This is a genomic window from Microbacterium martis, assembly GCF_047246685.1.
In the GTDB taxonomy this organism is placed as follows: Bacteria; Actinomycetota; Actinomycetes; order Actinomycetales; family Microbacteriaceae; genus Microbacterium.
Window position 1 is genome coordinate 257,300 of record NZ_JBFOKT010000001.1, and the last position, 26,977, is coordinate 284,276.

A 26,977-nucleotide genomic window follows, 5' to 3' on the forward strand; every position below is an offset into this window, starting at 1 on the left:
CGACATGAACGCTGACGTTCTCGCGCTGGTGCGCCGCTCGCTGCCGAAGCTGAGCGCTGCCGAGTCGCGCGTCGCCGAGACGATCCTCGACGACCCGACCCTGGTGGTCGACCTCGCGATCAACGACCTGGCGAAGCTCTGCCGGACGTCGCTGTCGACGGTCGCCCGATTCGCGCAGACGCTCGGCTTCAGCGGGTACCGCGAGCTTCGCGTCGCGGTCGCGCGCACGGTCACGCTGGCGCAGGCGCAGCAGGCACGGTTCGGTCTCGACAGCACGGCCATCGATCCCGACGACGAGCCGCCCGCCATCGCCGCGAAGATCGCCGCCATGGAGATCGACGCCATCGAGAAGACGGCGCTGGCGATCGACGCAGCGGCTCTCGACCGGGTCGCCCGGGCCGTCGTCGCCGCCCGCCACATCGATCTGTTCGGCCAGGCGGCGTCGTCGCTCACCGCACAGGACCTTCAGCTGAAGCTCGCTCGGATCGGATGCTCGGTGGCGCACTCACCCGATCCGCATCTCGCCGTCACGACGGCCGCGCTGCGGACCGCCGGAGACGTCGCCATCGCGTTCTCGGACGGCGGTGAGACGCTCGAGACCCTGCGCGCGCTCGAGGTCGCCCGTGATGCCGGGGCGCTGGCGGTCGCGGTCACCAGCGCCGCGGATTCGACCCTGGCCCTCGCCGCCGACGTGGTGCTGCTCACCCACGCGCACGAGTCGCCGTTCCGCATGGCGGCGATGTCGAGCCGCATCGCCCAGCTCGCGCTCGTCGACGTGCTGTTCGTGCGGGTGGTGCAGCTCCGCGGTGAGCCCGTCGCCGTTCCGCTGCAGCTGACGCACGACGCGGCTGCTCCGCGCCGCCGCCGTTGAGTTCGCTCCGGAGGACCTCTCTCCGTGGGGAGGAAGTCCGGGCGCCCAGGCTCCGCCCATCGCGGAGTTCTCCGCCCAATGGCGAGCCCGGGGCTCGGGCAGCGGTCAGTCGACGTGGTCGCGGGTGCTCGAAAGGGCGCGCGTGGCGATGCGATGCCCGCGGGCGAGGCTGCCCGGGAGCGACAGCCCGGTCAGCACCCCGGCGAGGAAGCCCGCGGCGAAGGCGTCGCCGGCACCGATCGTCTCGACCACCGGAACGTCGAGCGCGGCGCTCGCCGCCCGCTCCACGCCGTCGAAGGCCACCGCGCCGCCGGAGTCGGTGACCAGCAGGTAGCGGGGTTCGGGGAAGAGGGCGCGCAGCGCGTCGGGATCGGCGGCCCCGAACACGGCCTGCGCGTCGGGACGGGAGCAGAACAGCACGTCGGACCGGCGGGCGAAGTCGGCGAGCAGCGTCGTCCCCTCCTCTTCGCGTTCGCGCCACAGCGCCGGACGCCAGTTCACGTCGAAGCTGACCAGGCGGTCGGGGCGGCGATCCGCGAAGATCGCCTCCTGCGCCGCTCGCGCCGACGGAGAGAGCGCCGGAGTGATCCCCGAGGTGTGCACGAGCGCCGCCTCGCTCAGAAGTGCGGATGCCGCGGCGGATTCGAGCGTGGTCGGCGACAGCGCGGCGCCGGCGGATCCCGCGCGGTAGTAGTGCATCGTGCCTTCGACGGCACCGTCGGCGCGCGGCGCGAGTTCCTTCACGTAGAGTCCGGTCGGAGCATCCGGGTCGATCTCCACGGCCGAGGCGTCGACGTCGTGCCGGTCGAGCTCGGAAGTGAGGAAGCGTCCGAATCCGTCATCGCCGACGCGGGCGATGACGGCGGTACGGATGCCGGCCGAGGCGAGCGCGATCGCGGTGTTCCACTCCGCACCGGCGAGGGAGCGGTGGAACGTGCGACTGTCCTCCAACGGCTGCGCGGTGAGGGGGACGAGGGCGACCATGCCCTCCCCGACGCAGACGGCGAGCGGGGAGGAGTCGGGCACGATCTGGACACTACCGGATCGCCCCGGGGGAGGAGTCGTCGATACCGGATCGAGACACGCGGGTGTTTGGAATCTGTGGTTCCGCTGGGTAGCGTCGGTGGAATCACCGCTCCGGGGCGAAGAGGCCACCGGCGCGTGCAGGGAACGCCCTACAGGGAAGGTCACACCATGCAGCACACAGTCAGCCGGCGGCGAGGACTCGTCGCCGTCACCGGAGCGGCGCTCGCGGCGCTCGTCCTCGCGGGATGCGTCGCCAGCGAACGAGGAGACGACGGCGCCGAGGGCTCGGGCGACGTCGACGGCACCTTCGTCTTCGCCGCCTCGTCCGACCCGGCCAGCCTCGATCCCGCCTTCGCGCAGGACGGCGAGACGTTCCGCGTCTCCCGCCAGATCTTCGAGGGACTCGTCGGCACCGAGCCGGGCACCGCAGACCCCGCGCCGCTTCTGGCCGAGTCGTGGGAGTCGTCGGAGGACGGCATGTCGCACACCTTCACGCTGAAGGAGGGCGTCACGTTCCACGACGGCACCCCGTTCAACGCCGAGGCCGTCTGCGTCAACTTCGACCGCTGGTACAACTGGACCGGCCTCGCGGCGTCTGAGGCCTTCGGCTACTACTACAACAAGTTGTTCAAGGGCTACGCCTCGAACCCGGCGGATGCGGTCTACAAGTCGTGCACGCCCGACGGCGAGTCGTCGGTGACGATCGAACTGAACAAGCCCTTCGCCGGATTCATCCCGTCGCTCTCGCTGCCGGCCTTCGGCATGCAGAGCCCGTCGGCGATGTCCGAGTTCGGCGCCGACGAGGTGGGCGGCACCGCCGAGGCCCCGCAGCTCTCCGAGTACGCCACGGCTCACCCGGTGGGCACCGGTCCCTACCAGTTCGAGGAGTGGGCCCCGGGCGAGCAGGTCACGCTCACCGCCTACGACGACTACTGGGGCGAGGCCGGGCAGGTCGACGAGATCATCTTCCGCACCATCGACGACCCGACTGCTCGCCGTCAGGCGCTCGAGTCCGGCTCGATCGACGGCTACGACCTCGTCGGTCCCGCCGACACCAAGGCGCTCGAGGACGACGGCTTCACGATGGTGTCGCGTCCGCCGTTCACGATCCTCTACCTGGCGTTCAACCAGGCGGTGCCGGAGCTGCAGGACCCGAAGGTGCGCGAGGCCCTCTCGTACGCGATCGACAAGGACGCCCTGATCAGCCAGGTGCTCCCCGAGGGCACCGAGAAGGCGACGCAGTTCGTGCCGCCCGTGGTCAACGGCTACAACGACGGAGTCACGACGTACGACTACGACCCCGAGAAGGCCAAGGCCCTGCTCGCCGAGGCGGGCTACGACGAGTCCAACCCGCTGGCGCTCGACTTCAACTACCCGGTCAACGTGTCGCGTCCGTACATGCCCGACCCCGAGCAGATCTTCACGGTCCTGTCGTCGCAGCTCTCCGAGGTCGGCGTCGAGACCACCCCGGTGTCCGAGGAGTGGGTCGAGTACCTCGACCGCACCACCGGCACCTCCGATCACGGCATCCACCTCCTCGGCTGGACCGGCGACTACAACGACACCGACAACTTCGTCGGCGTCTTCTTCGGTCAGCAGAGCTCGGAGTGGGGCTTCGACAACCCGGAGCTGTTCCAGAAGCTCGCCGAGGCACGCGGTGTGCCGAGCCTCGAGGAGCAGACCCCGCTGTACGAGGCGATCAACGAGGAGGTCGCGCAGTTCATCCCCGGTGTGCCGCTCGCGCACCCGGCTCCGACACTGGCGTTCGACCCGCGGGTGAAGAGCTACCCGGCCAGCCCCGTGAACGACGAAGTCTTCACCGACATCGTCCTCACCGAGTAGGTCCAACCTGACCGACGGGGCGTCCTTCGTCTCGGGCTGTCAGCGCTTCGACAGGCTCAGCGACCCACTCGGGTCCTGAGCCTGTCGAAGGGGCTCGTGAAGGCGCCGCATCCGATCATCGGAGATCTCTTTGCTGCGCACCATCGGCAGGCGACTGCTGTTCCTCATCCCCACGCTGATCGGTCTCAGCATCCTGCTGTTCGCCTGGGTCAGGGCTCTTCCCGGCGGCCCGGCGGTCGCCCTCCTCGGCGAGAAGGCGACACCGGAGGCGATCGCCAGGGTCAACGAGCTCTACGGGTTCGACAAGCCGCTCATCGAGCAGTACTTCGTCTGGGTCGGGCGACTGCTCCAGGGCGATTTCGGCACCTCGATCCAGACGAGCCGCCCCGTGGTGGAGGAGTTCTTCCGACGATTCCCCGCGACCATCGAGCTGAGCGTCACAGCGCTGATCTTCGCCGTCGGCGTGGGCATCCCGCTGGGATACTGGGCGGCCCGACGTCACGGCAGGTTCACCGATCACGCGTCGGTCGTGCTGAGCCTCGTCGGCATCACGATTCCGGTCTTCTTCCTGGCGTTCATCCTGAAGTACGTCTTCGCGGTGCAGCTCGGCTGGCTGCCCTCCGACGGCCGACAGGATCCGCGGATCGACGCCACCCATCCCACCGGCTTCTACGTGTGGGACGGCATCATCACCGGCGAGTTCGACGCCTCGTGGGACGCCATCCTGCACCTCATCCTTCCCGCGCTCGCCCTCGGCACCATTCCGCTGGCGATCATCGTCCGCATCACGAGGGCCAGCGTGCTCGAGGTGCAGAACGCCGACTATGTGCGCACCGGACGGGCGAAGGGCGTCGGCGCCTCGACCCTGCGCAGCCGATTCATCCTGCGCAACGCGATGCTGCCCGTCATCACCACGATCGGTCTGCAGACCGGTCTGCTCATCTCGGGCGCGGTGCTCACCGAGACCGTGTTCGCGTTCCCCGGCATCGGGTCGTTCCTGGCGCGAGCCATCTTCACGCGGGACTTCCCGGTGCTCCAGGGATTCATCATCTTCATCGCGATCGCGTACGCGCTGATCAACCTGGCGGTCGACGTCTCCTACAGCTTCATCGATCCGAGAGTGAGGGTGCAGTGATCTCCTCCTCCATCGCACGAAAGGAGTCCGCGTCATGAGCGTCGCACTCCCTCCCGCGCAGGGCCCGGGCGCCGAGAGCGGCGGGGTCATCGACACCGTCGCGATCGCGCAGTCCGACCTGAAGGGCGGCTCCGGCGGTTTCTGGCGTGACGTGTTCCGTCGCATCCGCCGCAATCCGACAGCCTGGATCGGCGCCGTCATCGTCCTGGCGTTCCTGCTCGTCGCGGCGCTCGCGTCGCTGCTGGCCCCGTACCCCGAGACCGCGCTTCCCGGAGCGAAGAACATCACGCCCACTCACATCCCGGGTCCGGGAGAACTGCCGGAGTTCCCGTTGGGTCTCGACCGCTTCGGCGGTGACGTGCTCTCCAAGCTGATCTGGGGTGCACAGGCGTCGCTGCTCGTCGGTGTCGTCTCCACGGCGATGGGGCTGGTCGGCGGAATGCTGCTGGGACTCCTGGCCGGCACCTTCGGCGGCTGGGTCGACACCGTGATCATGCGCGTGGTCGACATCATCCTGTCGGTGCCGAACCTGCTGCTCGCCGTCTCGATCGCAGCCATCCTCGGACAGACCCCGTTCGCCGTGATGATCGCCATCGGCGCCTCGCAGGTGCCGATCTTCGCGCGCCTGCTGCGCGCCTCGATGCTGCAGCAGCGGTCCAGCGACTACGTGCTCTCGGCGCAGACCCTCGGCCTCGGCCGCGGCCGGATCACGATGTCGCACGTGCTGCCCAACGCCATCGGCCCGGTCATCGTGCAGGGCACGCTCACCCTCGCCACCGCGGTGATCGACGCCGCCGCACTGTCGTTCCTCGGCCTCGGCGGCGGGCGCCCCGAGACGGCGGAGTGGGGCCGGATGCTGACCTACGCGCAGGCAGAGCTCGCGATCGCCCCCTGGCTGGCGTTCCTGCCCGGCATCTGCATCGCCGTCACCGCCCTCGGATTCACGCTGCTCGGAGAAGCCCTCCGCGAAGCCATGGACCCCCGGACGAGAGCACGATGATGGCGCACGACGAGGGCGCGATCCGCGCCGAGAGGGAGAACCGGATGCCGGCCGAACCGCTGCTGTCCGTCCAGGGCCTGGCTGTGGACTTCGCCACCATGGACGGCGTCGTGCACGCCGTCGAGGGCGTCGACCTCGAGATCCGGCCGGGCGAGACCGTCGCGATCGTGGGCGAATCGGGGTCGGGCAAGTCGACGACCGCGATGGCGATCATCGGCCTCCTCGCCGGAGGCGGCAAGGTGGCGGCAGGCAGCATCCGTCTCGACGGGCGCGAGATCGCGCACGCATCGGAGAACGAGCTGCGCATGATCCGCGGGCGCGACATCGGACTCGTGCCGCAGGATCCGATGTCGAACCTCAACCCGGTCGCCAAGATCGGCACGCAGGTGGCCGAGACGCTGCTGGCGCACGGACTCGCCACCCGGCAGAACGTGCAGGCCAAGGTCGTCGAGGCGCTGACCGCCGCGGGACTGCCCGATCCGGAGCGCCGCGCCCGGCAGTACCCGCACGAGTTCTCGGGAGGCATGCGGCAGCGCGCGCTCATCGCGATCGGCCTCGCCTGCAAGCCGCGGCTGCTGATCGCCGACGAGCCCACCAGCGCGCTCGACGTCACGGTGCAGCAGACCATCCTCGATCAGATCGGCGAGATGACGCGCGAACTCGGCACGGCCGTGCTCCTCATCACGCACGATCTGGGTCTCGCGGCCGAGCGTGCCGAGCGCGTCGTCGTGATGCACCGCGGCAAGGTCGTCGAGCAGGGCGCTGCGCGTCAGATCCTCGAGGATCCCCAGCATCCGTACACGCAGTCGCTCGTGAAGGCGGCGCCGTCGGTGGCCGTCGCGCGGCTCCGGCCGGAGGCCTTCTCCGTCGAGGACCGGTCGGATGCCGACGCTCCGACGAGCTCGGCAGCCCATGAGGGTGGGTCCCTGAGCCTGTCGAAGGGAGACAACATCGTCGAGATCGAGAACCTCACGAAGGTGTATCCGGTGCGGGGTCAGAAGGACGACTTCGTCGCGGTCGACGACGTGTCGCTGGCGATCCCGCGCGGCGAGACCGTGGCGATCGTGGGGGAGTCCGGCTCCGGCAAGACGACCACCGCCCGGATGCTGCTGAAGGTGATCGAGCCGACGAGCGGGCTGATCCGCTACGAGGGCAAGGACATCGCGTCGCTGAGCCGCGCCGAGACGAAGAACTTCCGTCAGCGCGTGCAGCCGATCTTCCAGGACCCGTACTCGAGCCTGAACCCCATGTTCACGATCGAGCGGCTGATCGCCGAGCCGCTGGACTTCTACAGGCGCGGGAGCGGTGCCGATCGGCGAAAGCGCGTGCGGCAGCTGCTCGACGACGTGGCGCTGCCGCAGTCGATGCTGCGGCGCTACCCCTCGGAGCTCTCCGGCGGGCAGCGGCAGCGCGTCGCGATCGCGCGGGCGCTGGCCCTCTCGCCTGATCTGATCGTGTGCGACGAGCCGGTGTCCGCGCTGGATGTGCTGGTGCAGGACCAGATCCTGCGGCTGCTCGGCGACCTGCAGCGCGAATACGGCCTGAGCTATCTCTTCATCTCGCACGACCTCGCCGTCGTGCGTCTCATCAGCGACTACGTGTGCGTGATGAAAGACGGGAAGCTCGTCGAGGCGGCGTCGTCGGAGGAGATCTTCACGAACCCCCGCGATCCGTACACGCGGAAGCTCCTGGCTTCGATCCCGGGCAACGAGCTGAACATCGCCTCCTGAGTCCGAGGTCGCCTGCCCGCATCGTGATGCGTTGACGACGCATCATGATGCGCGTATCGTTGAAGCATGCGCACCACAGTCAACATCGACGATGACCTCCTCGCCGAGATCAAGGTGATCGCCAGCAGGAAGCACGCGTCTCTCGGGGACGTCGTCGATGATGCGATTCGCGAGTATCTGGCTGAGCGGCAGAAGCCCGTCGTCGACTTCTCCTGGGCGGACGTAGCCGTCGAGGTTCCCGGAGACCGAGGTCTGCGCCCGGGTGTCAACTGGCGGAGTAACTCGGCCATGCTCGAACTGATGGAAGATCTGTGATCCTGCTCGACGTGAATCTCTGGATCCCGGCCCTGCGCATCGGGCATCCGCAGTACCGATTCGTCACGGAGTGGATGTCACGACGCCGTGCAGAGGGGGAGCTGATCGGCGTCTCAGAACTCGCTCTGTCTGGCGCTGTGCGGCTCTTGACGCATCCGAAGGTCTTCGACCCGCCGTCTGATCCCGGCACGGCGATGGATGCCTGCCGAAACGCGATTGACGCTCCGGGCACGCGCATTCTGCGCCCGGGCGAGCGGCATTGGCGGATCTTCGACCGCCTGGTGCGACAGGCGGGGGCGCGAGGCAACGACGTGCCTGACGCGTATCACGCCGCCCTCGCGATCGAGCACGGAGCGACGTTGGCGTCGTTCGACCGGGGGCTCGCGCGATTCGAGGGACTCCGGTTGATCGATCCCTCGGCGGCGTGAGTCGGGGCTTTTACCGCAGCATCCGGAATTGGTCAAGGACTGAGCTTGCCATGTCGCACAATCGCGTCTATAGTTGGTAGTTGCGCTCGCTTCTCCATGCCCTCATATGGTGGTCGGCATTCGTCTGAGCTTCTGAGCGCACACTCCACCTGACGACAAAGGAATCGAGAAGCCCTGCGGGGCTCACGGAGGTTATTCCCTTGGCTGCTGCTCCCAACGCATCCACATCCACCACCACCAAGAACGGACGCGGAGCATCCCGTCTTTCGTTCGCCAAGATCTCCGACACGCTGACGGTCCCCGACCTTCTCGCACTGCAGACCGAGTCGTTCGGCTGGCTCGTCGGCAACGACGCCTGGAAGGCGCGCGTGGCCGAGGCGAAGGCCGCCGGTCGCACCGACGTCAACGAGAACAGCGGCCTCGGCGAGATCTTCGAGGAGATCTCTCCGATCGAGGACCTCGGCGAGACGATGCAGCTGTCGTTCACGAACCCGTACCTCGAGCCGGAGAAGTACTCGATCGACGAGTGCAAGGAGCGCGGCAAGACCTACGCCGCCCCGCTCTACGTCGAGGCCGAGTTCATGAACCACCTCACCGGTGAGATCAAGACGCAGACGGTCTTCATGGGCGACTTCCCGCTCCAGACCGACAAGGGCACGTTCATCATCAACGGCTCCGAGCGCGTCGTCGTGTCGCAGCTCGTGCGCTCGCCCGGTGTCTACTTCGACAAGACCCCCGACAAGACCAGTGACAAGGACATCGTGTCGGCGCGCGTCATCCCGAGCCGCGGCGCCTGGCTCGAGTTCGAGATCGACAAGCGCGACCAGGTCGGCGTGCGCGTCGACCGCAAGCGCAAGCAGTCGGTGACCGTCTTCCTCAAGGCGCTGGGCATGACCAGCGAGGAGATCCTCGCCGAGTTCGCCGGCTACACCTCCATCGAGGAGACGCTCGCGAAGGACACGATCGTCACGAAGGAAGACGCCCTCCGCGACATCTACCGCAAGCTCCGTCCGGGCGAGCAGGTCGCCGCCGAGGCCGCCCGCGCGCTGCTCGACAACTTCTACTTCAACCCGAAGCGCTACGACCTCGCCAAGGTCGGCCGGTACAAGATCAACCACAAGCTGGGCCTCGATGCTCCGCTGACCTCGTCGGTGCTGACCGTCGAAGACATCGTGGCGACGATCAAGTACCTCGTGCGTCTGCACGCCGGCACGGAGGAGACCTTCACCGGCATCCGCGGCGGCAAGAAGACCGAGATCCGTCTCGCGACCGACGACATCGACAACTTCGGCAACCGTCGCATCCGCGCGGTCGGCGAGCTGATCCAGAACCAGGTCCGCACGGGTCTCTCGCGCATGGAGCGCGTCGTCCGCGAGCGCATGACCACGCAGGACATCGAGGCGATCACGCCGCAGACCCTGATCAACGTGCGCCCCGTCGTCGCCGCGATCAAGGAGTTCTTCGGAACCTCGCAGCTGTCGCAGTTCATGGACCAGAACAACCCGCTCGCGGGTCTGACCAACAAGCGCCGCCTCTCGGCTCTCGGCCCCGGTGGTCTGAGCCGCGACCGCGCCGGCGTCGAGGTCCGTGACGTCCACCCCTCGCACTACGGGCGCATGTGCCCGATCGAGACGCCGGAAGGCCCGAACATCGGTCTGATCGGTGCTCTCGCGACCTTCGCGCGCATCAACTCCTTCGGCTTCATCGAGACCCCGTACCGCAAGGTGGTCGACGGTGTCGTGACCGAGCAGATCGATTACCTCACCGCATCCGAGGAGGTCGACTTCAACATCGCGCAGGCCAACGCCCCGCTCGATGCCAAGGGTCGCTTCCGCGAGAGCCACGTGCTCGCGCGCCCCAAGGGCGGCAGCGGCGAGGTCGACCTCTTCCTCCCGGAGGAGATCGGCTACATCGACGTCTCGCCGCGCCAGATGGTGTCGGTCGCGACCTCGCTCGTGCCGTTCCTCGAGCACGACGACGCGCAGCGCGCGCTCATGGGCGCCAACATGCAGCGTCAGGCCGTGCCGCTGCTGCGCAGCGACTCGCCGCTCGTCGGAACCGGTATGGAGGGCTACACCGCCATCGACGCCGGTGACGTGATCACCGCCGAGAAGGCCGGTGTCGTCTCCGAGGTCTCGGCCGACCGCGTCGTGGTCATGCTCGACGAGGGCGGAACGCAGGAGTACCACCTGCGCAAGTTCGACCGCTCGAACCAGGGCACGTCCTACAACCAGAAGGTCGTCGTCTCGGCCGGTGAGCGCGTCGAGGTCGGAGAGGTCATCGCCGATGGCCCCGCCACCGAGAACGGCGAGCTGGCCCTCGGGAAGAACCTCCTCGTCGCGTTCATGACGTGGGAGGGCTACAACTTCGAGGACGCCATCATCCTCAGCCAGGACCTGGTGAAGGACGACACTCTCTCGTCGATCCACATCGAGGAGTACGAGGTCGACGCCCGCGACACGAAGCTCGGCAAGGAGGAGATCACGCGTGACCTCCCCAACGTCAGCCCGGAGCTCCTGAAGGACCTCGACGAGCGCGGCATCATCCGCATCGGCGCCGAGGTCCGCCCCGGCGACATCCTCGTCGGCAAGGTCACCCCGAAGGGCGAGACCGAGCTGTCGGCCGAGGAGCGCCTGCTGCGCGCGATCTTCAACGAGAAGAGCCGCGAGGTCCGCGACACCTCCCTGAAGGTGCCGCACGGCGAGCAGGGCACGATCATCGCCGTCAAGGAGTTCAACGCCGAGGACGGCGACGACGAGCTCGGCTCCGGCGTGAACCGCCGCGTCGTGGTCTACATCGCCCAGAAGCGCAAGATCACCGAGGGTGACAAGCTCGCCGGCCGTCACGGCAACAAGGGCGTCATCGCGAAGATCCTGCCGGTCGAGGACATGCCGTTCCTCTCCGACGGCACGCCGGTCGACATCGTGCTCAACCCGCTCGGCATCCCGGGTCGGATGAACTTCGGCCAGGTGCTCGAGACCCACCTCGGGTGGATCGCCAAGCAGGGCTGGAAGGTCGAAGGCAACCCGGAGTGGGCCGCGCGCCTGCCCGAGAACGCCTTCGAGGCCGCTCCCGGCACCAAGGTCGCGACCCCGGTGTTCGACGGTGCGAGCGAGGAGGAGATCGCGGGTCTGCTCGACTCGACGACCCCGACCCGCGACGGTGTGCGCCTGATCGACTCCAGCGGCAAGACGCAGCTGTTCGACGGCCGCTCGGGTGAGCCGTTCCCGGCGCCGATCTCGGTGGGCTACATGTACATCCTGAAGCTGCACCACCTGGTCGACGACAAGATCCACGCGCGCTCCACGGGTCCGTACTCGATGATCACCCAGCAGCCGCTCGGTGGTAAGGCGCAGTTCGGTGGACAGCGCTTCGGTGAGATGGAGGTGTGGGCCCTCGAGGCCTACGGCGCCGCGTACGCCCTCCAGGAGCTCCTCACGATCAAGTCCGACGACATCCTCGGCCGCGTCAAGGTGTACGAGGCGATCGTCAAGGGCGAGAACATCCAGGAGCCCGGCATCCCCGAGTCGTTCAAGGTGCTCATGAAGGAGATGCAGTCGCTCTGCCTGAACGTCGAGGTGCTCTCGGCCGACGGCACGCTGGTCAACCTCCGCGACACCGACGACGAGGCCTTCCGCGCGGCGGAAGAGCTCGGGATCAACATCTCCAGCCGCTTCGAGGCCGCCTCGATCGACGAGATCTAACCCTTCGACAGGCTCAGGGACCCACGTCTCTGGCACAGGGACCCACGTCTCTGGCATCAGGGCCCACCGGGTGGCTGAGCCTGTCGAAGCCCAGACTTCTCAACAAAGAATTTCCGACACAGGAGAACTAGTGCTCGAGTCCACAACTTTCGACGAGCTTCGCATCGGCCTCGCCACCGCAGACCACATCCGCGCGTGGTCGTACGGTGAGGTGAAGAAGCCCGAGACCATCAACTACCGCACCCTCAAGCCCGAGAAGGACGGTCTGTTCGGCGAGCAGATCTTCGGTCCGTCCCGCGACTGGGAGTGCGCCTGCGGCAAGTACAAGCGCGTCCGCTTCAAGGGCATCGTCTGCGAGCGCTGCGGCGTGGAGGTCACCAAGAGCTCCGTGCGCCGTGAGCGCATGGGCCACATCGAGCTCGCCGCGCCCGTCACCCACATCTGGTACTTCAAGGGTGTTCCCTCGCGCCTCGGCTACCTGCTCGACATGGCGCCGAAGGACCTCGAGAAGGTCATCTACTTCGCCGCCTACATGGTCATCTCGGTCGACGAGGAAGCTCGTCACCGCGACCTGGGCACGCAGGAGAACAACATCCGCCTCGAGCTGAAGACGCTCGGCGACCGCCGCGACGCCAAGATCGCGGAGCGCCTCGCCAAGCTGGAGGAGGAGCTCGCCGCCCTCGAGGCGGAAGGCGCCAAGGCCGACCAGAAGAAGAAGGTCAAGGACGCCGCCGAGAAGGAGATGTCGCTCATCCGCAAGGGTGCCGACGAGGCGATCATGAAGCTCGAGCGCGTGTGGGAGGACTTCCGCACGCTCGAGGTCGGAGCGCTGCGCCCGGAGGACGACGTCTTCCACGAGCTGCAGGACCGCTTCGGCCAGTACTTCGAGGCCTACATGGGCGCCGAGTCGATCCAGCGTCGCCTCGCGGCCTTCGACCTGCAGGCCGAGGCCGAGAACCTGCACCTGCAGATCTCCGAGGGCAAGGGTCAGCGCAAGATCCGCGCGATCAAGCGGCTCAAGGTGGTCAACTCGTTCCTCGAGACCGGCATGAGCCCGGCCGCCATGGTCCTCGACGTCGTGCCGGTGATCCCGCCGGAGCTGCGCCCGATGGTGCAGCTCGACGGTGGTCGCTTCGCGACCTCCGACCTGAACGACCTCTACCGTCGCGTGATCAACCGCAACAACCGTCTTCGTCGTCTGATCGACCTCGGCGCCCCCGAGATCATCGTCAACAACGAGAAGCGGATGCTGCAGGAGGCCGTCGACGCCCTGTTCGACAACGGCCGCCGCGGTCGCCCGGTCACCGGTACCGGCAACCGCGCCCTGAAGTCCCTGAGCGACATGCTCAAGGGCAAGCAGGGTCGCTTCCGCCAGAACCTGCTCGGCAAGCGCGTCGACTACTCGGGCCGTTCGGTCATCGTCGTCGGCCCGCAGCTGAAGCTGCACCAGTGCGGTCTGCCCAAGCAGATGGCGCTCGAGCTCTTCAAGCCGTTCGTCATCAAGCGCCTGATCGACCTCGGTCACTCGCAGAACATCAAGGCCGCCAAGCGCGCCGTCGAGCGCACCCGCCCCGAGGTGTGGGACGTGCTCGAGGAGATCATCCGCGAGCGTCCGGTGCTGCTCAACCGCGCACCCACCCTGCACCGTCTCGGCATCCAGGCCTTCGAGCCGCAGCTCGTCGAGGGCAAGGCCATCCAGCTGCACCCGCTCGTCTGCGCGGCGTTCAACGCCGACTTCGACGGTGACCAGATGGCCGTGCACCTGCCGCTGTCGGTCGAGGCTCAGGCCGAGGCCCGCGTGCTGATGCTCGCGTCGAACAACATCCTGAAGCCGTCCGACGGCCGTCCGGTGACCCTGCCCTCGCAGGACATGATCATCGGTCTGCACCACCTGACCACGGTCAAGGAGGGCGCAGCCGGTGAGGGCCGCGCGTTCGGCTCGGTCGCCGAGGCGCTCCTGGCGAAGGACGAGGGCTCCCTCGACCTGCAGGCCAAGGTCCGCATCCGCATCCCGGGTCTGACGTTCCTCGAGGGCGACGCTCCCGAGGGCTACGAGAAGCACGGGCTGGTCGACGCCTCGCTGGGTCAGGCGATCTTCAACGACGCGCTGCCGAAGGGCTACCCCTTCGTCCGCGAGCAGGCCGACAAGGGCAAGCTGTCGCAGATCGTCAACAAGCTGGCCGAGGAGTACCCGAAGGTCGAGACGGCCGCGACGCTGGACCGCATCAAGGATGCCGGCTTCTACTGGGCCACGCGCTCGGGTGTGACCGTCGCGCTGAGCGACATCCTCACCCCGCCGAACAAGGCCGAGATCGTCGCCGGCTACGAGAAGCAGGCCGCGAAGGTCCAGTCGCAGTACGAGAAGGGTCTCACCACCGACGCCGAGCGTCGTCAGGAGCTCATCAAGATCTGGACCGAGGCGACCGACGAGGTGCAGGCCGCGATGCGCGAGCACTTCCCCGAGGACAACACCATCAACCGCATGGTGTCGTCGGGCGCCCGTGGTAACTGGCTGCAGATCCGCAACATCGCGGGTATGCGCGGTCTGGTGAACAACCCCAAGGGTGAGATCATCCCGCGTCCGATCATCTCCTCGTACCGCGAGGGCCTGTCGGTGGCGGAGTACTTCATCGCGACGCACGGTACCCGTAAGGGTCTGGCCGACACCGCGCTGCGTACCGCCGACTCGGGTTACCTGACCCGTCGTCTGGTGGACGTCTCGCAGGACGTCATCATCCGCGAGGAGGACTGCGGCACGTCGAAGGGCCTCGAGCTCCCGATCGCCGCGCCGAACTCGCAGGGCGAGCTGGTGCGCGACGCGAACGTCGAGAACTCGGTGTTCGCCCGCACGCTGGCCTCCGACGCGGTCGACAGCAAGGGCGAGGTCGTCGCCTCAGCCGGAGACGACGTGGGCGACGTCCTCATCGACAAGCTGGTCGCGGCCGGCGTCGAGAGCATCAAGGTGCGCTCGGTGCTGACCTGCGACTCGGCCGTCGGTGTCTGCGCGCAGTGCTACGGCCGCTCGCTCGCGACCGGCAAGACCGTCGACATCGGCGAGGCCGTCGGCATCATCGCGGCCCAGTCGATCGGTGAGCCCGGTACCCAGCTGACGATGCGTACGTTCCACACCGGTGGTTCGGCATCGGCGGACGACATCACGCAGGGTCTTCCCCGCGTGCAGGAGCTGTTCGAGGCGCGTACCCCCAAGGGCGCGTCCCCGATCGCCGAGGCTGACGGCCGCATCACGATCGACGAGACCGACAAGGGCAAGAAGGTCATCCTCACGCCCGACAGCGGCGACGAGCCGGTCATCTACCCGGTGCTGAAGCGTGCCACGCTCCTCGTCGAGGATGGCCAGCACGTCACCGTCGGTCAGCCCCTCCAGGTCGGCACGCTCGACCCGAAGGAGATCATGCGCGTCATGGGCGCCCGCGAGGTGCAGCGTTACCTCGTCGGTGGCGTGCAGGGCGTGTACCGGTCGCAGGGTGTGCCGATCCACGACAAGCACATCGAGGTCATCGTCCGTCAGATGCTCCGCAAGGTCACCGTCGTCGATCACGCCGACACGACCCTGCTCCCGGGTGAGATGGTCGACCTGAAGCGCTACCAGACGATCAACCGCGAGGCTGTCGCCGAGGGCAAGCGTCCGGCATCCGGTCGTTCCGAGCTGATGGGTATCACGAAGGCGTCGCTCGCGACGGAGTCGTGGCTGTCGGCCGCCTCCTTCCAGGAGACGACCCGCGTGCTCACCGAGGCCGCCATGCAGGGCAAGCGCGACCCGCTGGTCGGTCTCAAGGAGAACGTCATCATCGGTAAGCTCATCCCCGCCGGAACCGGTCTCTCGAAGTACCGCGACGTCACGGTCGAGGCGACGGAGGAAGCCAAGAGCGAGCGCTACCCGAACCGGATCTTCGCATCCGACGGGGCGTACGCCGACGGCGACTTCGGCTACGTCGACTTCGACGCGTTCTCGACCGACGACATCACGCCGGGCACGTACAACTGACGAGCGAAGCACACGACGAAGGCCCCGGGCATCAGCCCGGGGCCTTCGTCGTGTGCGGATGCCGCGCCTAGCCGAAGATGTGCTCCACGATGCTCGACGTGTAGCCGGAGGGGGCGAGGTTGGAGTAGCGCGTGTCGATCAGGACGTCTTCACGCCAGAAGAGCGTGCGGCCGTCGGTCACGGGGTACTGCTCGTTCTGCCAGGTCTTCTCGCAACGGGTCCCGTCGTCGGGCGTGAAGCACGTGAACCCCTCGGTGTCGGCGAGGGCGTTGAGCATGTCGAGGGCGGGGCCGCGATTCATCTTCGAGATGGTCGTCGTCAGTCGCGTGGTGTCGGCGGCGGGGTCGGCCCAGTTGCAGGTGAGGCTGCCGTCGGCGGCGACGCCCGAGGGGCCGAAGGCCGCGTCGTTGAGCGGGATGCCGTCGAGCTGATCGAGGACGTCCTCCGAGAGGATCGCGCGACAGTCGGTCGGGAGCGCGATGCCCTTCGCGGTCGGCGACGGGCTGGGGGCGGGGCCGGTGGTCGCGCCGGGGCTCTCCGTCGCATCGGACGACGGGCTCGGCGAGCTCGACGCCCCTCCTGAGCCATCCGCCCCGGCGCCGCACCCGGTGAGGGCGGCGAGGAGGGCGAGGGCGGCGGCGGATGCGAGGAGTCGTGCCTTCATGGCCACACCGTAGCGTGCTCCGCCGCCGGCGAGGGGAAGCGCGCGGGCCTGCCGGCAGCGCCGTCTCGCGGTAGGGTCGGCGGATGAGCAATGACACTTCCTCATCGGGTTCCGTCGTGGTCATCGGCGATGCCCTGATCGACGAGATCCGCGACGGATCGGGTGTGCGCGAGCTGGTGGGCGGCGCCGCCCTGAACGTCGCCGTCGGCCTTCGGCGCCTCGGCGTGACGACAGCGCTCATCGCGATGGTCGGCGACGACGACGCGGGCGATCACATCCGCGAATACCTGTCGGATCATGGCGTCGAGCTGATCGAGACCCCGGCGCCGCGCGGGTCTTCTCGTGCGGTGGTGCAGCGCGCGGCGAACGGCGAACCGGAGTACGTCTTTAACGACGCGGCGCAGCAGCGCAGCATCCGATATTCCGACGAAGCGCGCGCGGCGATCGCCGCCGCCGATCTCGTGGCGATCAGCTGCTTCCCCTTCGATGTCTCCGCCGAGGTCGACGCGCTCGTCGAGGCGTCCCACGGCGCGCGTCTGGCGATCGATCCGAACCCGAGAACGGGGATGCTGCACGATCGCGCCGCTTTCGTCGAGGGCTTCGAGCGCGTGGCCGTCGGCGCCGAGATCGTGAAGGTCGGGGCCGACGATGCGGCCGTGCTGTACGACGGCGATCTCGATGCGCTGCGCGCCCGCCTGCGCGAGCGCGGAGCCGCGGCGGTCCTGGCGACCGCCGGTGCCGACGGTGCGGTGCTCGAGACGGATGCCGGCACCGTCGAGGCCCCGATCTCGTCGCTCCCCGGGCGCATCGTCGACACGGTGGGCGCCGGTGATGCCACGCTCGCCGCCGTCGCCGCCGGCCTCGTGTCAGGCCGCCCCGACGACCTCGACGAGTGGACGGCACTGCTGATCCGCGCCATGGACATCGCCGCCGCGACATGCCGCGCCGAGGGCGGTCTGCTGCGCACACCCGAATCGCTCGCCGAGGGCGACCGCGGCGTGTTCGGCAGCTGACGCTCCGATTTCTTGCGCCCGCATCCGGCGGGTATGATGGATCTTCGTGCCCCCGGTTGGCTGCCAAGTCGGGCGGGTGCGCTCTGGCGAGTTACCCAAGTGGCCAAAGGGATCTGACTGTAAATCAGCCGTCTTCGACTTCGGGGGTTCGAATCCCTCACTCGCCACCACTCCGGAAGGGCCTCGCGCATGCGGGGCCCTTGTCCGTTCCCGTCGCGATAGTCCGTGACACCGAGGCCCTGCATCCGTCACACTGAGTGCCATGGGATCAGCGTTGACCACCATCGGACTCCCCGTCGCCCTCGGCATCATCATGCTGGGACTCGGGCTCAGCCTCACCCTCGCCGACTTCGCCCGCGTGCTGAAGCAGCCGAAGGCGGTGATCATCGCACTGCTCTGTCAGCTCGTGCTGCTGCCGGCCATCTGCTTCGGACTCGTGCTCGCGTTCCAGCTGCCGCCCGTCCTGGCGGTCGGCATGATGATGCTGGCGGCATCGCCCGGCGGCACGACCGCCAACCTCTACAGCCATCTGTTCCGCGGCGACATCGCGCTGAACATCTCGCTGACCGCGGTGAACTCGGTGATCGCCGTGATCACGCTGCCGCTCATCACCAACCTCGCGATCGCCTACTTCCAGCCGTTCGACGACCGTCTGGGTCTGCAGTGGTCGAAGGTGCTCGAGGTGTTCGCGATCGTGCTCCTGCCGGTGGCGGTCGGCATGATGGTGCGCCGGTTCTGGCCGCGTTTCGCCGCCGCGATGGACAAGCCGGTGCGCATCGCATCCGTCGTCATCCTGATCGTGGTGATCGCCGGTGCGGTCGCGTCGAACTGGAGCCTCCTGGTCGACAACGTCGCCCGGCTGGCGCTCATCACGGTGCTGTTCTGCCTGATCAGCCTGGCTATCGGCTTCCTGGTCCCGCGATGGCTGCGGGTCGGCAGGAGGCAGGCCGTCGCCTCGTCGTTCGAGATCGGCATCCACAACGCGACGCTGGCGATCGTCATCGCGCAGTCCGTCCTCGGATCGGTCGAGCTGAGCCTCCCGGCAGCGGTGTACGGCGTACTGATGTTCTTCATCGCCTTCGGGTTCGGCTTCCTCATCCGCGACCGCGCGGCAGCCGACGCCGGTGACGAGGGCGCGGCGGCCTCGGAGCGGCCGCCGGTTCATAGACTGGAGTGATGCGAGCGCTCACCGAAGCCGAAGTCCGGGCATCGTTCGTCAACGCGGATGCCGACGAACTGCGCACGATGGAGATGCCGCACGACTTCGTGCTCGTCGACTGGGACTACCTCGACTTCTTCGCGTGGCGCGACCCGAGCGCCGCGCGTCGGGGATACGTGCTGATCCAGCACGAGGGCGTCGTCGTCGGTGTCGTGCTGCGCGCATCGGACCCGGCCAGGGTGCGGTCGGGGATGTGCAACATCTGCCACACGATGCAGCCGGGCAACCAGGTCGCGCTGCTCTCCGCACGCCGCGCGGGGGAGGCGGGGCGGCGCGGCGACTCGTTCGGCACCTACATCTGCGCCGACCTCTCGTGTCACGAGAACGTGCGGCTCGCGCATCCGCTCGCTCCGAACGAGGTCCGCTCACCCGGACAGGTCGACTTCCGGCTCGACGGCACGCGGCGGCGCATGGAGACGTTCGTCTCGCGCGTCTGGGAGCAGAGCTGATCGCGATTACGCTGGACCCACCCGTTCCGTGCTCGAAGGAGAAGCCATGAGCGACGCCGTCCTGTTCACCGTCGACGAAGGGATGGCCCGGCTCACGCTCAACCGTCCGTCGCGCCTCAACGCCTTCAACGCCGACCTGGCGCACGCCTGGAGGGGTGCGACGACCGAAGCGGTGTCGCGGGCCGACGTCGGGGCGATCCTGATCGACGCGACCGGCCCCGCCTTCTGCGCGGGCGGCGACGTCATCGACATGGCGACCATGGGCGGCTCCGGAGCCGACATCACCGCGCTCGCCGAGGTGATCAACAGCGGAATCCGTGCTCTCACCGAGTCGTCCGTCCCGGTCGTCGCGGCTGCGCACGGAACCACGGCCGGCGGAGGGCTCGGCATCCTCCTCGCCAGCGACTACGCCGTCGTCGGCTCGCGGTCGAAGCTCGGCAGCCTCTACGCGAACATCGGACTCACGCCCGATCTCTCCGTCTCGGCCCAGCTCGCCCGGGCCATCGGTCAGCGGCGCGCGCTCCAGCTCGTGCTGCAGGATCGCCTGCTCTCGGCAGCGGAGGCGGTGGAGTGGGGACTGGTCGCCGAAGCCGTCGACGCCGCCGAGGGCGTCGATGAGGCGTCTCTCGTGCGCGCGCGGGGTGAGGAGATCGCCCGCTTCTGGCTGGCGGGCGCCGCCGACGCCTACGGCGAGGCCAAGCGCCTCGTGCGCTCGCAGCCGGAGCGCACGTTCGTCGAGCAGTTGAGCGAAGAGGCGCGGTCGATCGGCGCCGCGCTCGAGACGCCCGATGCGCAGGCGCGCATCGCCGCTTTCGCCGCCGCCTCGGCCAATCGCGCCGGCTGACTTCTCCTGCACCGGTACCGATCTGCGAACGAGTTCTCCAGGACGGTTCGGATGCCGTGGCAACCGGCCCCGCCCGTGGCAGGATGATGGCATTGCCGCTCAACGAGAGGATGGCCATGTCCCAGCCCGACGTCACGCCGCGTCCGACGACGCAGGGTGAGAAGAAGAACATGTCGCTGCTCATCCGGGGGGCCATCTGGATCGCCATCGGCGCCCTGATCGCCGCGGCGCTCGTCTGCGTCATCTGGGTGCTGATCGGCGACCAGGACGGACTGATCGGTCGCGCCTTCCTGACGATCCTGCTCCTGGCCGCGTTCGCCGGCATCGCGATCCTCGAGGCGGGGCTCGCGCCGAACCGGCCCGACTGGCTGGCCCTCGCCAGCATGGTGACCTGGATCGTGGCGCTGCTGGTCGGCGCGGTCAAGATCTGGCTTCCCGAAGAAGACGCCTATTTCACCGGGGCGGAGCGGTTCTTCCAGCTGCTGCTCGTCATCGGCATCCTGCAGCTCGGCCTGCTGCACGTGCGGCTCTTCACGCCGGCCGCCCGCCGTCACGTGACGACGTTCACGCGTGTCATCTACATCGTCACGCTCGTGTTCCTGACGGCGCTCGTGGCTCTGTTGGTGTTCTTCCTCGCGTTCCCGCACAGCTTCGACTACGGAGAGCTGTACTGGCGCATCGTGGTGGCGCTGACCATCCTCGCCGCGGTGGGCACGACGCTCATCCCGCTGCTGAACGCCCTGTTCGCGCCGAAGAAGGCCCCCCGTCCGGCTGGCGCGGTGGCTTCGGCTCCGTCGTGGCCGACCTACGCCGACGGCATCACCCCGCTGCCCGTGCTGGCCGACGGCTCGCCCGACTGGAACGCGTATTACACGGGCTACCCCAGTGCGGCTCCGGCGCAGCATGCGCTGCCGCCGACCGTCGCCGCGTCGCCCGTCGCACCCGAGCCGGCGCCCGCGTTCGGGCAGCCGTCGGCGCCGCAGTTCGCCCCGCCCTCCGCGCCGACGTACGCGCAGCCGACGACACCGCACGAGCAGGCCGGCCCGCCCGCGCATGAGCCGCCCCCGCACGAGGCGCCCCCCATCCCGCCGGCGCCTGCCGCGCCGCAGGGACCCGGCTCCGGTTCGGCCTCGCAGGCTCCGCAGCCGGTCGACCCGGCGGCCTTCCCGCCGCCGCCGCCCGCTCCCCAGCCCCCGGCGCAGTGAGTCTCGAACTCGAACTTCGCGACCTCGCGGTCGGCATCGCCCGTGAGGCGGGTGAGTTGGCGCTCCGGCGGCGACGCGAAGGCGTGCATCTCGCGGCGACCAAGTCGTCGATCGCCGACATCGTGACCGAGGCCGACCGTGAGGTCGAAGAGCTCATCCGCGGGCGACTGACCGCGGCCCGTCCCGACGACGGCTTCCTCGGCGAGGAGTCCGGTGCCGGGTCGGGCACCAGCGGCATCACCTGGGTCGTCGATCCGATCGACGGCACCGTGAACTACGCCTACGGCATGCCGGCGTACAACGTCAGCATCGCGGCCGTCCGCGGCGAACCCGTTCCTGAGTCGTGGGAGGCGCTGGCGGGCGCGGTGCACGCCCCGGCGCTCGGAGAGATCTTCACCGCGGCGCGAGGCCACGGAGCCTGGGTGGGCGAGACGCGGTTGAGCGCGACCTCCGACACTCCGGCCGGCGCGCTGCTCGCCACCGGCTTCGGATACGACCCTGCGACGCATGAGGGCGACCTCGCCGCGGTCCGCCGTGCGATGTCGATGGCGCGAGACCTGCGACGATCGGGGTCTGCCGCGCTCGACCTCGCCTACGTCGCCGCAGGGCGGCTCGACGGCTACTTCGAGCGCGGTCTGCAGCCGTGGGACCTCGCCGCCGGAGCACTGCTCGTGCATGAGGCGGGCGGTGTGGTCACGCGCCACGACGTCGGCTCGGCCCGGCCCCTGCTGATCGCCGCCGGTCCCGACGTGCACGCAAGGCTGCTCGCCCTCCTCGACCAGATACGGGAGTGATTCATGGCTTTCCCAGGAGGATGCGGATAGGGTTTATGAGTTCGTTACTTTCACCGCCCGAAGGTGAGAGCCTGAGACAGCGCCCCCCGCTCGACGCACGACCGAGAGATACGTTTTTGCCCTTCGAGAATCCCCAGGCTGCCCCTGTGCCCACGCGCCGGACCAGCCGACTCCGCACTGCGCCTTCCGAGGCCCCCGCGGCGGGAACGACGGAGACCGCCCTGGCAGTGGAGTCCGTTCTCGCCCTCGCCGCCGTCGCACCCCTCTCCCGCCGTGCCGCCCGTGAGCGCGCGCACGTCGATGCCCCCATCGTGGACGCGCCCCTCGTCCCGGCAGACGCTCCCGCCGCCCCCGCGTACGCGCCCGCCGCCGCGGGCACCGCCGCCCCCGCGGACACCGCGACCCCCGCCGACACCGCCGCCGAGGCTGTCGATGCCCCGTCCGTTCCGGCATCCGACGAGATGCCCGCCGCGGAATCCGAGCCGGTCGCAGACGACGCCGACGCCTTCGAGCGAGCCTCCCGCGCCTTCCGCACCGCCGGACCGCTCCCGTCGTCATCCGCGACGTCGCAGGCCGACGAGGCCCGCACCGCCTTCGCGGGCCCTGCCGACGACGCGTCCTCGACCGACGCGGCCGCGTCGCACGTCGCGGCGCCGCGACCCCGTCGCATCCGCAAGATCGTCACCGCCGGCGCGACCGTCGGGGTGATGGGGATCGCCGGGCTCCTCGCCGTCTCGATGACGCTCCCCGCCGAGGCCGTCGCCGCGGTGGGCGGACACGCTGTCGCCTCCACGTCGCTGGTCGCGGCATCCGCCGACGGCGGCACGCGAGCCGCCGACGACGAGATCCAGGCCTTCGTCGCGCCCTCGGGAGTGCAGAACGGCTCACTGGCCCGCGCCGACGACTTCAGCACCATGTCGCTCGTCGAGGTCGCGGCCGAGCAGGGCATCAACTATTCCGGCGAGGTCTTCGCCAACGACCCCGACGCGGCCATCCAGTGGCCCTTCGTTGTGGGCGTCGGCATGAGCTACGGCTACGGCATGCGCAGCGGCCGTCTGCACGAGGGTATCGACTTCGTGCCCGGCAACGGGGCGCCCGTTCAGGCCATCGCCGACGGCACGGTGCGCATCGCGACCGAGCAGGGCGGGGCCTACGGCGTCACCGTCTACATCGACCACGTCATCGACGGCAGCGTCATCACGAGCCACTACTCGCACATGCAGTACGGCTCGCTGCAGGTGACGCAGGGGCAGACGGTGAAGGTCGGCGACATCGTCGGCAAGACCGGCAACACGGGCCGTTCCTACGGAGCGCACATGCATTTCGAGCTCATCGTCAACGGTTCGACGATCGACCCGCTGCCCTGGCTCCGCGCGAACGCCGGTCGGTACTCGTACTGACCACCGTGATTTCATGAGGACGCCACAGTGATGGTATTCTCGTGTGGTTGCCCCGAGAGGGGCAGCACGCCCCGATAGCTCAGTGGCAGAGCACTTCCATGGTAAGGAAGGGGTCGTCAGTTCAATCCTGACTCGGGGCTCGCAGTATTCGCATCTGCAGTGCGGATGCCGTGCGGCAGGGTAGCTCAGTTGGTGAGAGCGCACGACTCATAATCGTGAGGTCGCGGGTTCAAGCCCCGCTCCTGCTACAGAATGAGACCCCCGGTATTCCGGGGGTTTTGTCGTCTGCGGCCCGTGTTTGCCGCGCTCTCACTCCCTCAAGAGAACGGCGGCAGCCGACATGCAGACCGCACGAATCCGCCATGATTGTCCGATGACAGTTGCCCGAGTGGGAACCAACAGCGAGTTCCTTGAGATCATGGGCGCACCCGACAGCGGAACGCCGACTCGGGCGACCGTTCGACTCGCCCTCGAGGGGATGACTGCCGCGACCACGATCGAGCAGCACTGGTCGGACGGGTTCGGCGATCTCGCCGCATTCTTCGCTGACCTCGAAGCGCACTGGCGGGGTTGGAGCGGCTCGAAGACGTGGCAGTCGATGGAGGGCGACCTCGTCCTCGACGCCGAGCACACCGACGGGCGCCTCAAATTGCACGTGACCGTTCGCCGGGAGAGATTCGACCGAGCAAATGACGGCTGGGTTGTCGAGGGCGACCTCACCATCGACCTGGGTGAGCAGCTGTCTCAGATTTCCCGGGACGTCGCAGTGTTCGCGCGCGGATCGGGAGCTTGAGGTTCAGGCGCCTGACATGGCCTGCGCACCTGCATACATGTCTGGATCTGCGGGCGGATTCTGAGATGTGGGTTGCGCTGGTGTGCCCACTTCTCGCTCGGATTATCCCCTGGCGAAAGTTTGCGCCTGAACAAAACGAACAGCATCCCGCTAGCCGCTCGTGGCCCGAACGGCACGTTGCCGGAGCGTCGATGCGGCGTCGTCGGCTCGCGGAACCGCTCACCGATATTCTGGCGAGGATGACGGGGGAGACGACATGCTCATTCTGCTGATGGCGATCGCATTGCTCGGCGTACTGATGACGCTCGGGAGCCTGCTCCGGCTCCACGCCCTCCCCACCGGGCTCTCACCGCTCAGCGACCCTGTCAGCGCCTATGGCATCTCGCGGTATCGCGGGCTCTATCGCGCGCAGACGCTGGGGACGGCTCTCGGCGCAGCTGCTCTCGCGCTCGGTCTGGTCGTCGCTGACGTCGAATCGGCCGTGCCCGCGGTCGTCGCGCTTCTCGTGCTGGCCGCCGCGCGTGCCCTGATCAGCTGGGTGCCGATGGACGGCGACGGCGCCCCTCGCTCAGGCACCGGCCGTGCGCACAATCTCCTGGCGTTCGGTGCCTTCGCCGCCGCGTCGGTCGGCGGCTTCATGACCGGTATCGCGTTCGGAGCCACGGGCGGTCTCGAAGGAGCCGCAGTCGCGTGCACGGCTCTCGGCTGGTTCATGACCGCCGCGAGCGCGCTCACCCTCGCCGCTCCGCTGCTGTCGCCGCTGGGGCGGCTGTTCGGCCTCTTCGAACGACTGATCTACGTCGGCATGCTGGCGTGGATGGTCGTCACCGCGGTGACGCTCCTCGCGCGCTGACGACCGGCATCCGGTTGTGGCATCCGGTCTTGGTCGGTCAATCCGTCGGTCGGAATCACATCTGCAGGTCGAAACCCGCCGAATCGACCTGCATCCGTGATCTCGACCTGCATCTGCTGTGATCAGCTGGGTGCCGATGGACGTCGGCACGCTGGCGTGGATGGTCGTCACCGCGATGACGCTCTCGCGCGCTGACGACCGGCGTCAGTCGGCTGGCGGAAAACGCTCGATGTTCGCCTCGACCCATCCGCGCAGCGCGCGCAGGGGCTTTTCGGCGTCGACGCCGAGCTCGGTGAGCGAGTACTCCACGCGCACCGGAACCTCGGCGTAGACGGTCCGCTCCAGCAGGTCGCGCGCCTCCAGCCGTCGCAGCGTGGCGGTGAGCACCTTCGGGCTGATCCCCTGCAGACGGGCCTTCAGCATCCCGAAGCGCTGGGGTCCTTCGCTGAGCGCGCCGATGACGAGTGCGCTCCATTTGTCGGCCAAGAGGTCGAGGACTCCCCGGCACGGGCACTGGGCGTCGTAGACGTCGTGGGGCGCGTCGGTGCTGCAGGTGATCGCGGTCGGCATCCGTCTATAGTACCCATCGGATACTTGGGGCGCTTGCGGGTAACTGCGGAGGTTCGGATAGCGTGACCGACATGGCACATGACATCACCTCGCTTCCTGACCTCATGCCCGCGATCGGCGCACGCGGCCGCCGACCCGTCTCCGACCCCTCGTCGCTCTCCGACCTATCGCTTCCGGTGCCTTCGCCCACGGGCCGCGATCTGCTGGTCGAGGTGCACGGCGTCTCGATCAACCCCGTCGACGTCAAGGTGCGGGCGGGATCGCCCACCTCGGGCGATCCGCGGATCCTCGGCTACGACGCCGTCGGCACCGTGGTGGCGCGCGGCGAGAAGACGACCCGCTTCGCGGTGGGCGACCGCGTGTTCTACGCCGGACAGATCGATCGACCCGGCACCAACGCGCGCTACCACCTCGTGAACGAGAACATCGTCGGTCACGCCCCCCGTTCGCTGTCCGACGCCGATGCCGCCGCGCTGCCGTTGACGGCCATCACGGCGTGGGAGGCGCTGTTCGACAAGCTCCGCCTCGACGCCGACAGCGAGGGCACGCTGCTCGTCATCGGCGCGGCAGGCGGTGTGGGCTCGCTGCTCATCCAGCTCGCCAAGGCCCTCACGAAGCTGACCGTCATCGCCGTCGCCTCGCGCGAGGAGTCGGCGGAATGGGTCAGGCGGATGGGGGCCGATCACGTGGTCGGACGGGACTTCGCCAGCGAGGTGTCGGCCCTCGCGCCGGGCGGCGTCGACTACGTCTTCACCTCGTTCACGCCCGGGAACGTCGGCGCGATCGCCGACGTCATCCGGCCCCGCGGCGAGGTCGTCTCGATCGATGAGACCGGAGGAAGCATCGACGCCCTGAAGGGCAAGAGCGTGACGTGGCACTGGGAGCTCATGTTCACGCGCCCGGTCACCGATCCCGCCGATCACTATCAGCACGACCTGCTGGAGCGCTTGTCGGCACTGGTCGACGAGAACGTGATCCGCACGACGATGACCACGCACCTCACGCCGCTGGATGCCGCCACCCTTCGTCGCGCGCACGAGATCGTCGAGGCGTCGCGGACGATCGGCAAGGTCGTCGTGACGGGGTGGCCGGAGAAGACGTCCGCCGGGTCGTGAT

General features: G+C 68.5%; 22 protein-coding genes and 3 tRNA genes. 22 read left to right on the forward strand and 3 right to left on the reverse strand.

Annotated elements, in window-relative coordinates:
• Positions 1–4 precede the first annotated feature (4 nt).
• Positions 5–871, forward strand: coding sequence for a MurR/RpiR family transcriptional regulator (locus tag AB3M90_RS01270; protein WP_412949471.1), 867 nt, complete (start codon positions 5–7; stop codon positions 869–871).
• A gap of 105 nt (positions 872–976) precedes the next feature.
• Here the strand turns inward: AB3M90_RS01270 and AB3M90_RS01275 are convergent, their stop codons facing one another.
• Positions 977–1,897, reverse strand: a complete 921-nt coding sequence (locus AB3M90_RS01275) for a sugar kinase (protein WP_412949472.1) — start codon at positions 1,895–1,897, stop codon at positions 977–979.
• Between the two features lie 168 nt (positions 1,898–2,065).
• Between AB3M90_RS01275 and AB3M90_RS01280 the strand changes: the two genes are divergently transcribed.
• The 8 genes from AB3M90_RS01280 to rpoC all read left to right on the forward strand — a co-directional run bounded on the left by AB3M90_RS01280 (position 2,066) and on the right by rpoC (position 16,057).
• The gene (locus AB3M90_RS01280; protein ID WP_412949473.1) at positions 2,066–3,739 is read left to right on the forward strand and encodes an ABC transporter substrate-binding protein; all 1,674 of its coding nucleotides are present in this window, start codon (positions 2,066–2,068) and stop codon (positions 3,737–3,739) included.
• A gap of 130 nt (positions 3,740–3,869) precedes the next feature.
• A complete protein-coding gene (locus AB3M90_RS01285) occupies positions 3,870–4,874 on the forward strand; it encodes an ABC transporter permease (protein ID WP_412949474.1) in 1,005 nt (334 codons plus the stop codon).
• Between the two features lie 34 nt (positions 4,875–4,908).
• On the forward strand, positions 4,909–5,874 hold the full coding sequence (locus AB3M90_RS01290) for an ABC transporter permease (protein WP_412949475.1): 966 nt from the start codon (positions 4,909–4,911) through the stop codon (positions 5,872–5,874).
• On the forward strand, positions 5,871–7,604 hold the full coding sequence (locus tag AB3M90_RS01295) for an ABC transporter ATP-binding protein (protein WP_412949476.1): 1,734 nt from the start codon (positions 5,871–5,873) through the stop codon (positions 7,602–7,604). The genes AB3M90_RS01290 and AB3M90_RS01295 overlap by 4 nt, the downstream gene beginning before the upstream one ends.
• A 66-nt stretch (positions 7,605–7,670) precedes the next feature.
• Positions 7,671–7,919 (forward strand): CopG family ribbon-helix-helix protein, encoded by a 249-nt coding sequence (locus tag AB3M90_RS01300; protein ID WP_412949477.1) that lies wholly within the window; start codon positions 7,671–7,673, stop codon positions 7,917–7,919.
• A gap of 11 nt (positions 7,920–7,930) precedes the next feature.
• A complete protein-coding gene (locus AB3M90_RS01305) occupies positions 7,931–8,347 on the forward strand; it encodes a TA system VapC family ribonuclease toxin (protein WP_412949479.1) in 417 nt (138 codons plus the stop codon).
• Positions 8,348–8,547: 200 nt separating this feature from the next.
• Positions 8,548–12,051 carry a DNA-directed RNA polymerase subunit beta gene (rpoB, locus tag AB3M90_RS01310; RefSeq protein WP_412949480.1) on the forward strand — a complete coding sequence of 1,168 codons (3,504 nt, stop codon included), beginning with the start codon at positions 8,548–8,550 and terminating at the stop codon, positions 12,049–12,051.
• 130 nt (positions 12,052–12,181) lie between these two features.
• Complete coding sequence (gene rpoC / locus AB3M90_RS01315) at positions 12,182–16,057, forward strand: DNA-directed RNA polymerase subunit beta' (protein ID WP_412949481.1); 3,876 nt, start codon at positions 12,182–12,184, stop codon at positions 16,055–16,057.
• Between the two features lie 67 nt (positions 16,058–16,124).
• On the opposite strand, the gene AB3M90_RS01320 is transcribed toward rpoC, so the two are convergent.
• Entirely contained in the window at positions 16,125–16,721 is a 597-nt protein-coding gene (locus AB3M90_RS01320) for a hypothetical protein (RefSeq protein ID WP_412949482.1), read from the reverse strand.
• 83 nt (positions 16,722–16,804) lie between these two features.
• On the opposite strand from AB3M90_RS01320, the gene AB3M90_RS01325 reads away from it, so the two are divergent.
• From AB3M90_RS01325 to AB3M90_RS01380, 12 genes are all read left to right on the forward strand, one after another.
• Positions 16,805–17,734, forward strand: coding sequence for a PfkB family carbohydrate kinase (locus AB3M90_RS01325; protein ID WP_412949483.1), 930 nt, complete (start codon positions 16,805–16,807; stop codon positions 17,732–17,734).
• 85 nt (positions 17,735–17,819) lie between these two features.
• A tRNA-Tyr gene (locus AB3M90_RS01330) sits at positions 17,820–17,904 on the forward strand.
• Between the two features lie 92 nt (positions 17,905–17,996).
• Positions 17,997–18,911 (forward strand): bile acid:sodium symporter family protein, encoded by a 915-nt coding sequence (locus AB3M90_RS01335; protein WP_412949484.1) that lies wholly within the window; start codon positions 17,997–17,999, stop codon positions 18,909–18,911.
• A complete protein-coding gene (locus AB3M90_RS01340; protein WP_412949486.1) occupies positions 18,911–19,402 on the forward strand; it encodes an FBP domain-containing protein in 492 nt (163 codons plus the stop codon). The genes AB3M90_RS01335 and AB3M90_RS01340 overlap by 1 nt, the downstream gene beginning before the upstream one ends.
• A 46-nt stretch (positions 19,403–19,448) precedes the next feature.
• A complete protein-coding gene (locus tag AB3M90_RS01345) occupies positions 19,449–20,246 on the forward strand; it encodes an enoyl-CoA hydratase/isomerase family protein (RefSeq protein ID WP_412949487.1) in 798 nt (265 codons plus the stop codon).
• A gap of 116 nt (positions 20,247–20,362) precedes the next feature.
• On the forward strand, positions 20,363–21,451 hold the full coding sequence (locus AB3M90_RS01350) for a hypothetical protein (RefSeq protein WP_412949488.1): 1,089 nt from the start codon (positions 20,363–20,365) through the stop codon (positions 21,449–21,451).
• Positions 21,448–22,245 carry an inositol monophosphatase family protein gene (locus AB3M90_RS01355; RefSeq protein WP_412949489.1) on the forward strand — a complete coding sequence of 266 codons (798 nt, stop codon included), beginning with the start codon at positions 21,448–21,450 and terminating at the stop codon, positions 22,243–22,245. The genes AB3M90_RS01350 and AB3M90_RS01355 overlap by 4 nt, the downstream gene beginning before the upstream one ends.
• A 146-nt stretch (positions 22,246–22,391) precedes the next feature.
• Positions 22,392–23,645, forward strand: a complete 1,254-nt coding sequence (locus AB3M90_RS01360; RefSeq protein WP_412949491.1) for a peptidoglycan DD-metalloendopeptidase family protein — start codon at positions 22,392–22,394, stop codon at positions 23,643–23,645.
• A 68-nt stretch (positions 23,646–23,713) separates the two neighbouring features.
• Positions 23,714–23,785 (forward strand) — tRNA-Thr (locus AB3M90_RS01365).
• 34 nt (positions 23,786–23,819) lie between these two features.
• Positions 23,820–23,893, forward strand: a tRNA-Met gene (locus AB3M90_RS01370).
• A gap of 125 nt (positions 23,894–24,018) precedes the next feature.
• On the forward strand, positions 24,019–24,438 hold the full coding sequence (locus tag AB3M90_RS01375; RefSeq protein WP_412949492.1) for a DUF6228 family protein: 420 nt from the start codon (positions 24,019–24,021) through the stop codon (positions 24,436–24,438).
• A 256-nt stretch (positions 24,439–24,694) separates the two neighbouring features.
• The gene (locus tag AB3M90_RS01380) at positions 24,695–25,291 is read left to right on the forward strand and encodes a DUF998 domain-containing protein (protein ID WP_412949493.1); all 597 of its coding nucleotides are present in this window, start codon (positions 24,695–24,697) and stop codon (positions 25,289–25,291) included.
• 204 nt (positions 25,292–25,495) lie between these two features.
• On the opposite strand, the gene AB3M90_RS01385 is transcribed toward AB3M90_RS01380, so the two are convergent.
• A complete protein-coding gene (locus AB3M90_RS01385) occupies positions 25,496–25,861 on the reverse strand; it encodes a winged helix-turn-helix transcriptional regulator (RefSeq protein ID WP_412949494.1) in 366 nt (121 codons plus the stop codon).
• A gap of 71 nt (positions 25,862–25,932) precedes the next feature.
• Between AB3M90_RS01385 and AB3M90_RS01390 the strand changes: the two genes are divergently transcribed.
• Positions 25,933–26,976 (forward strand): zinc-binding alcohol dehydrogenase family protein, encoded by a 1,044-nt coding sequence (locus AB3M90_RS01390; protein ID WP_412949495.1) that lies wholly within the window; start codon positions 25,933–25,935, stop codon positions 26,974–26,976.
• The last annotated feature ends 1 nt before the right edge of the window (position 26,977 follow it).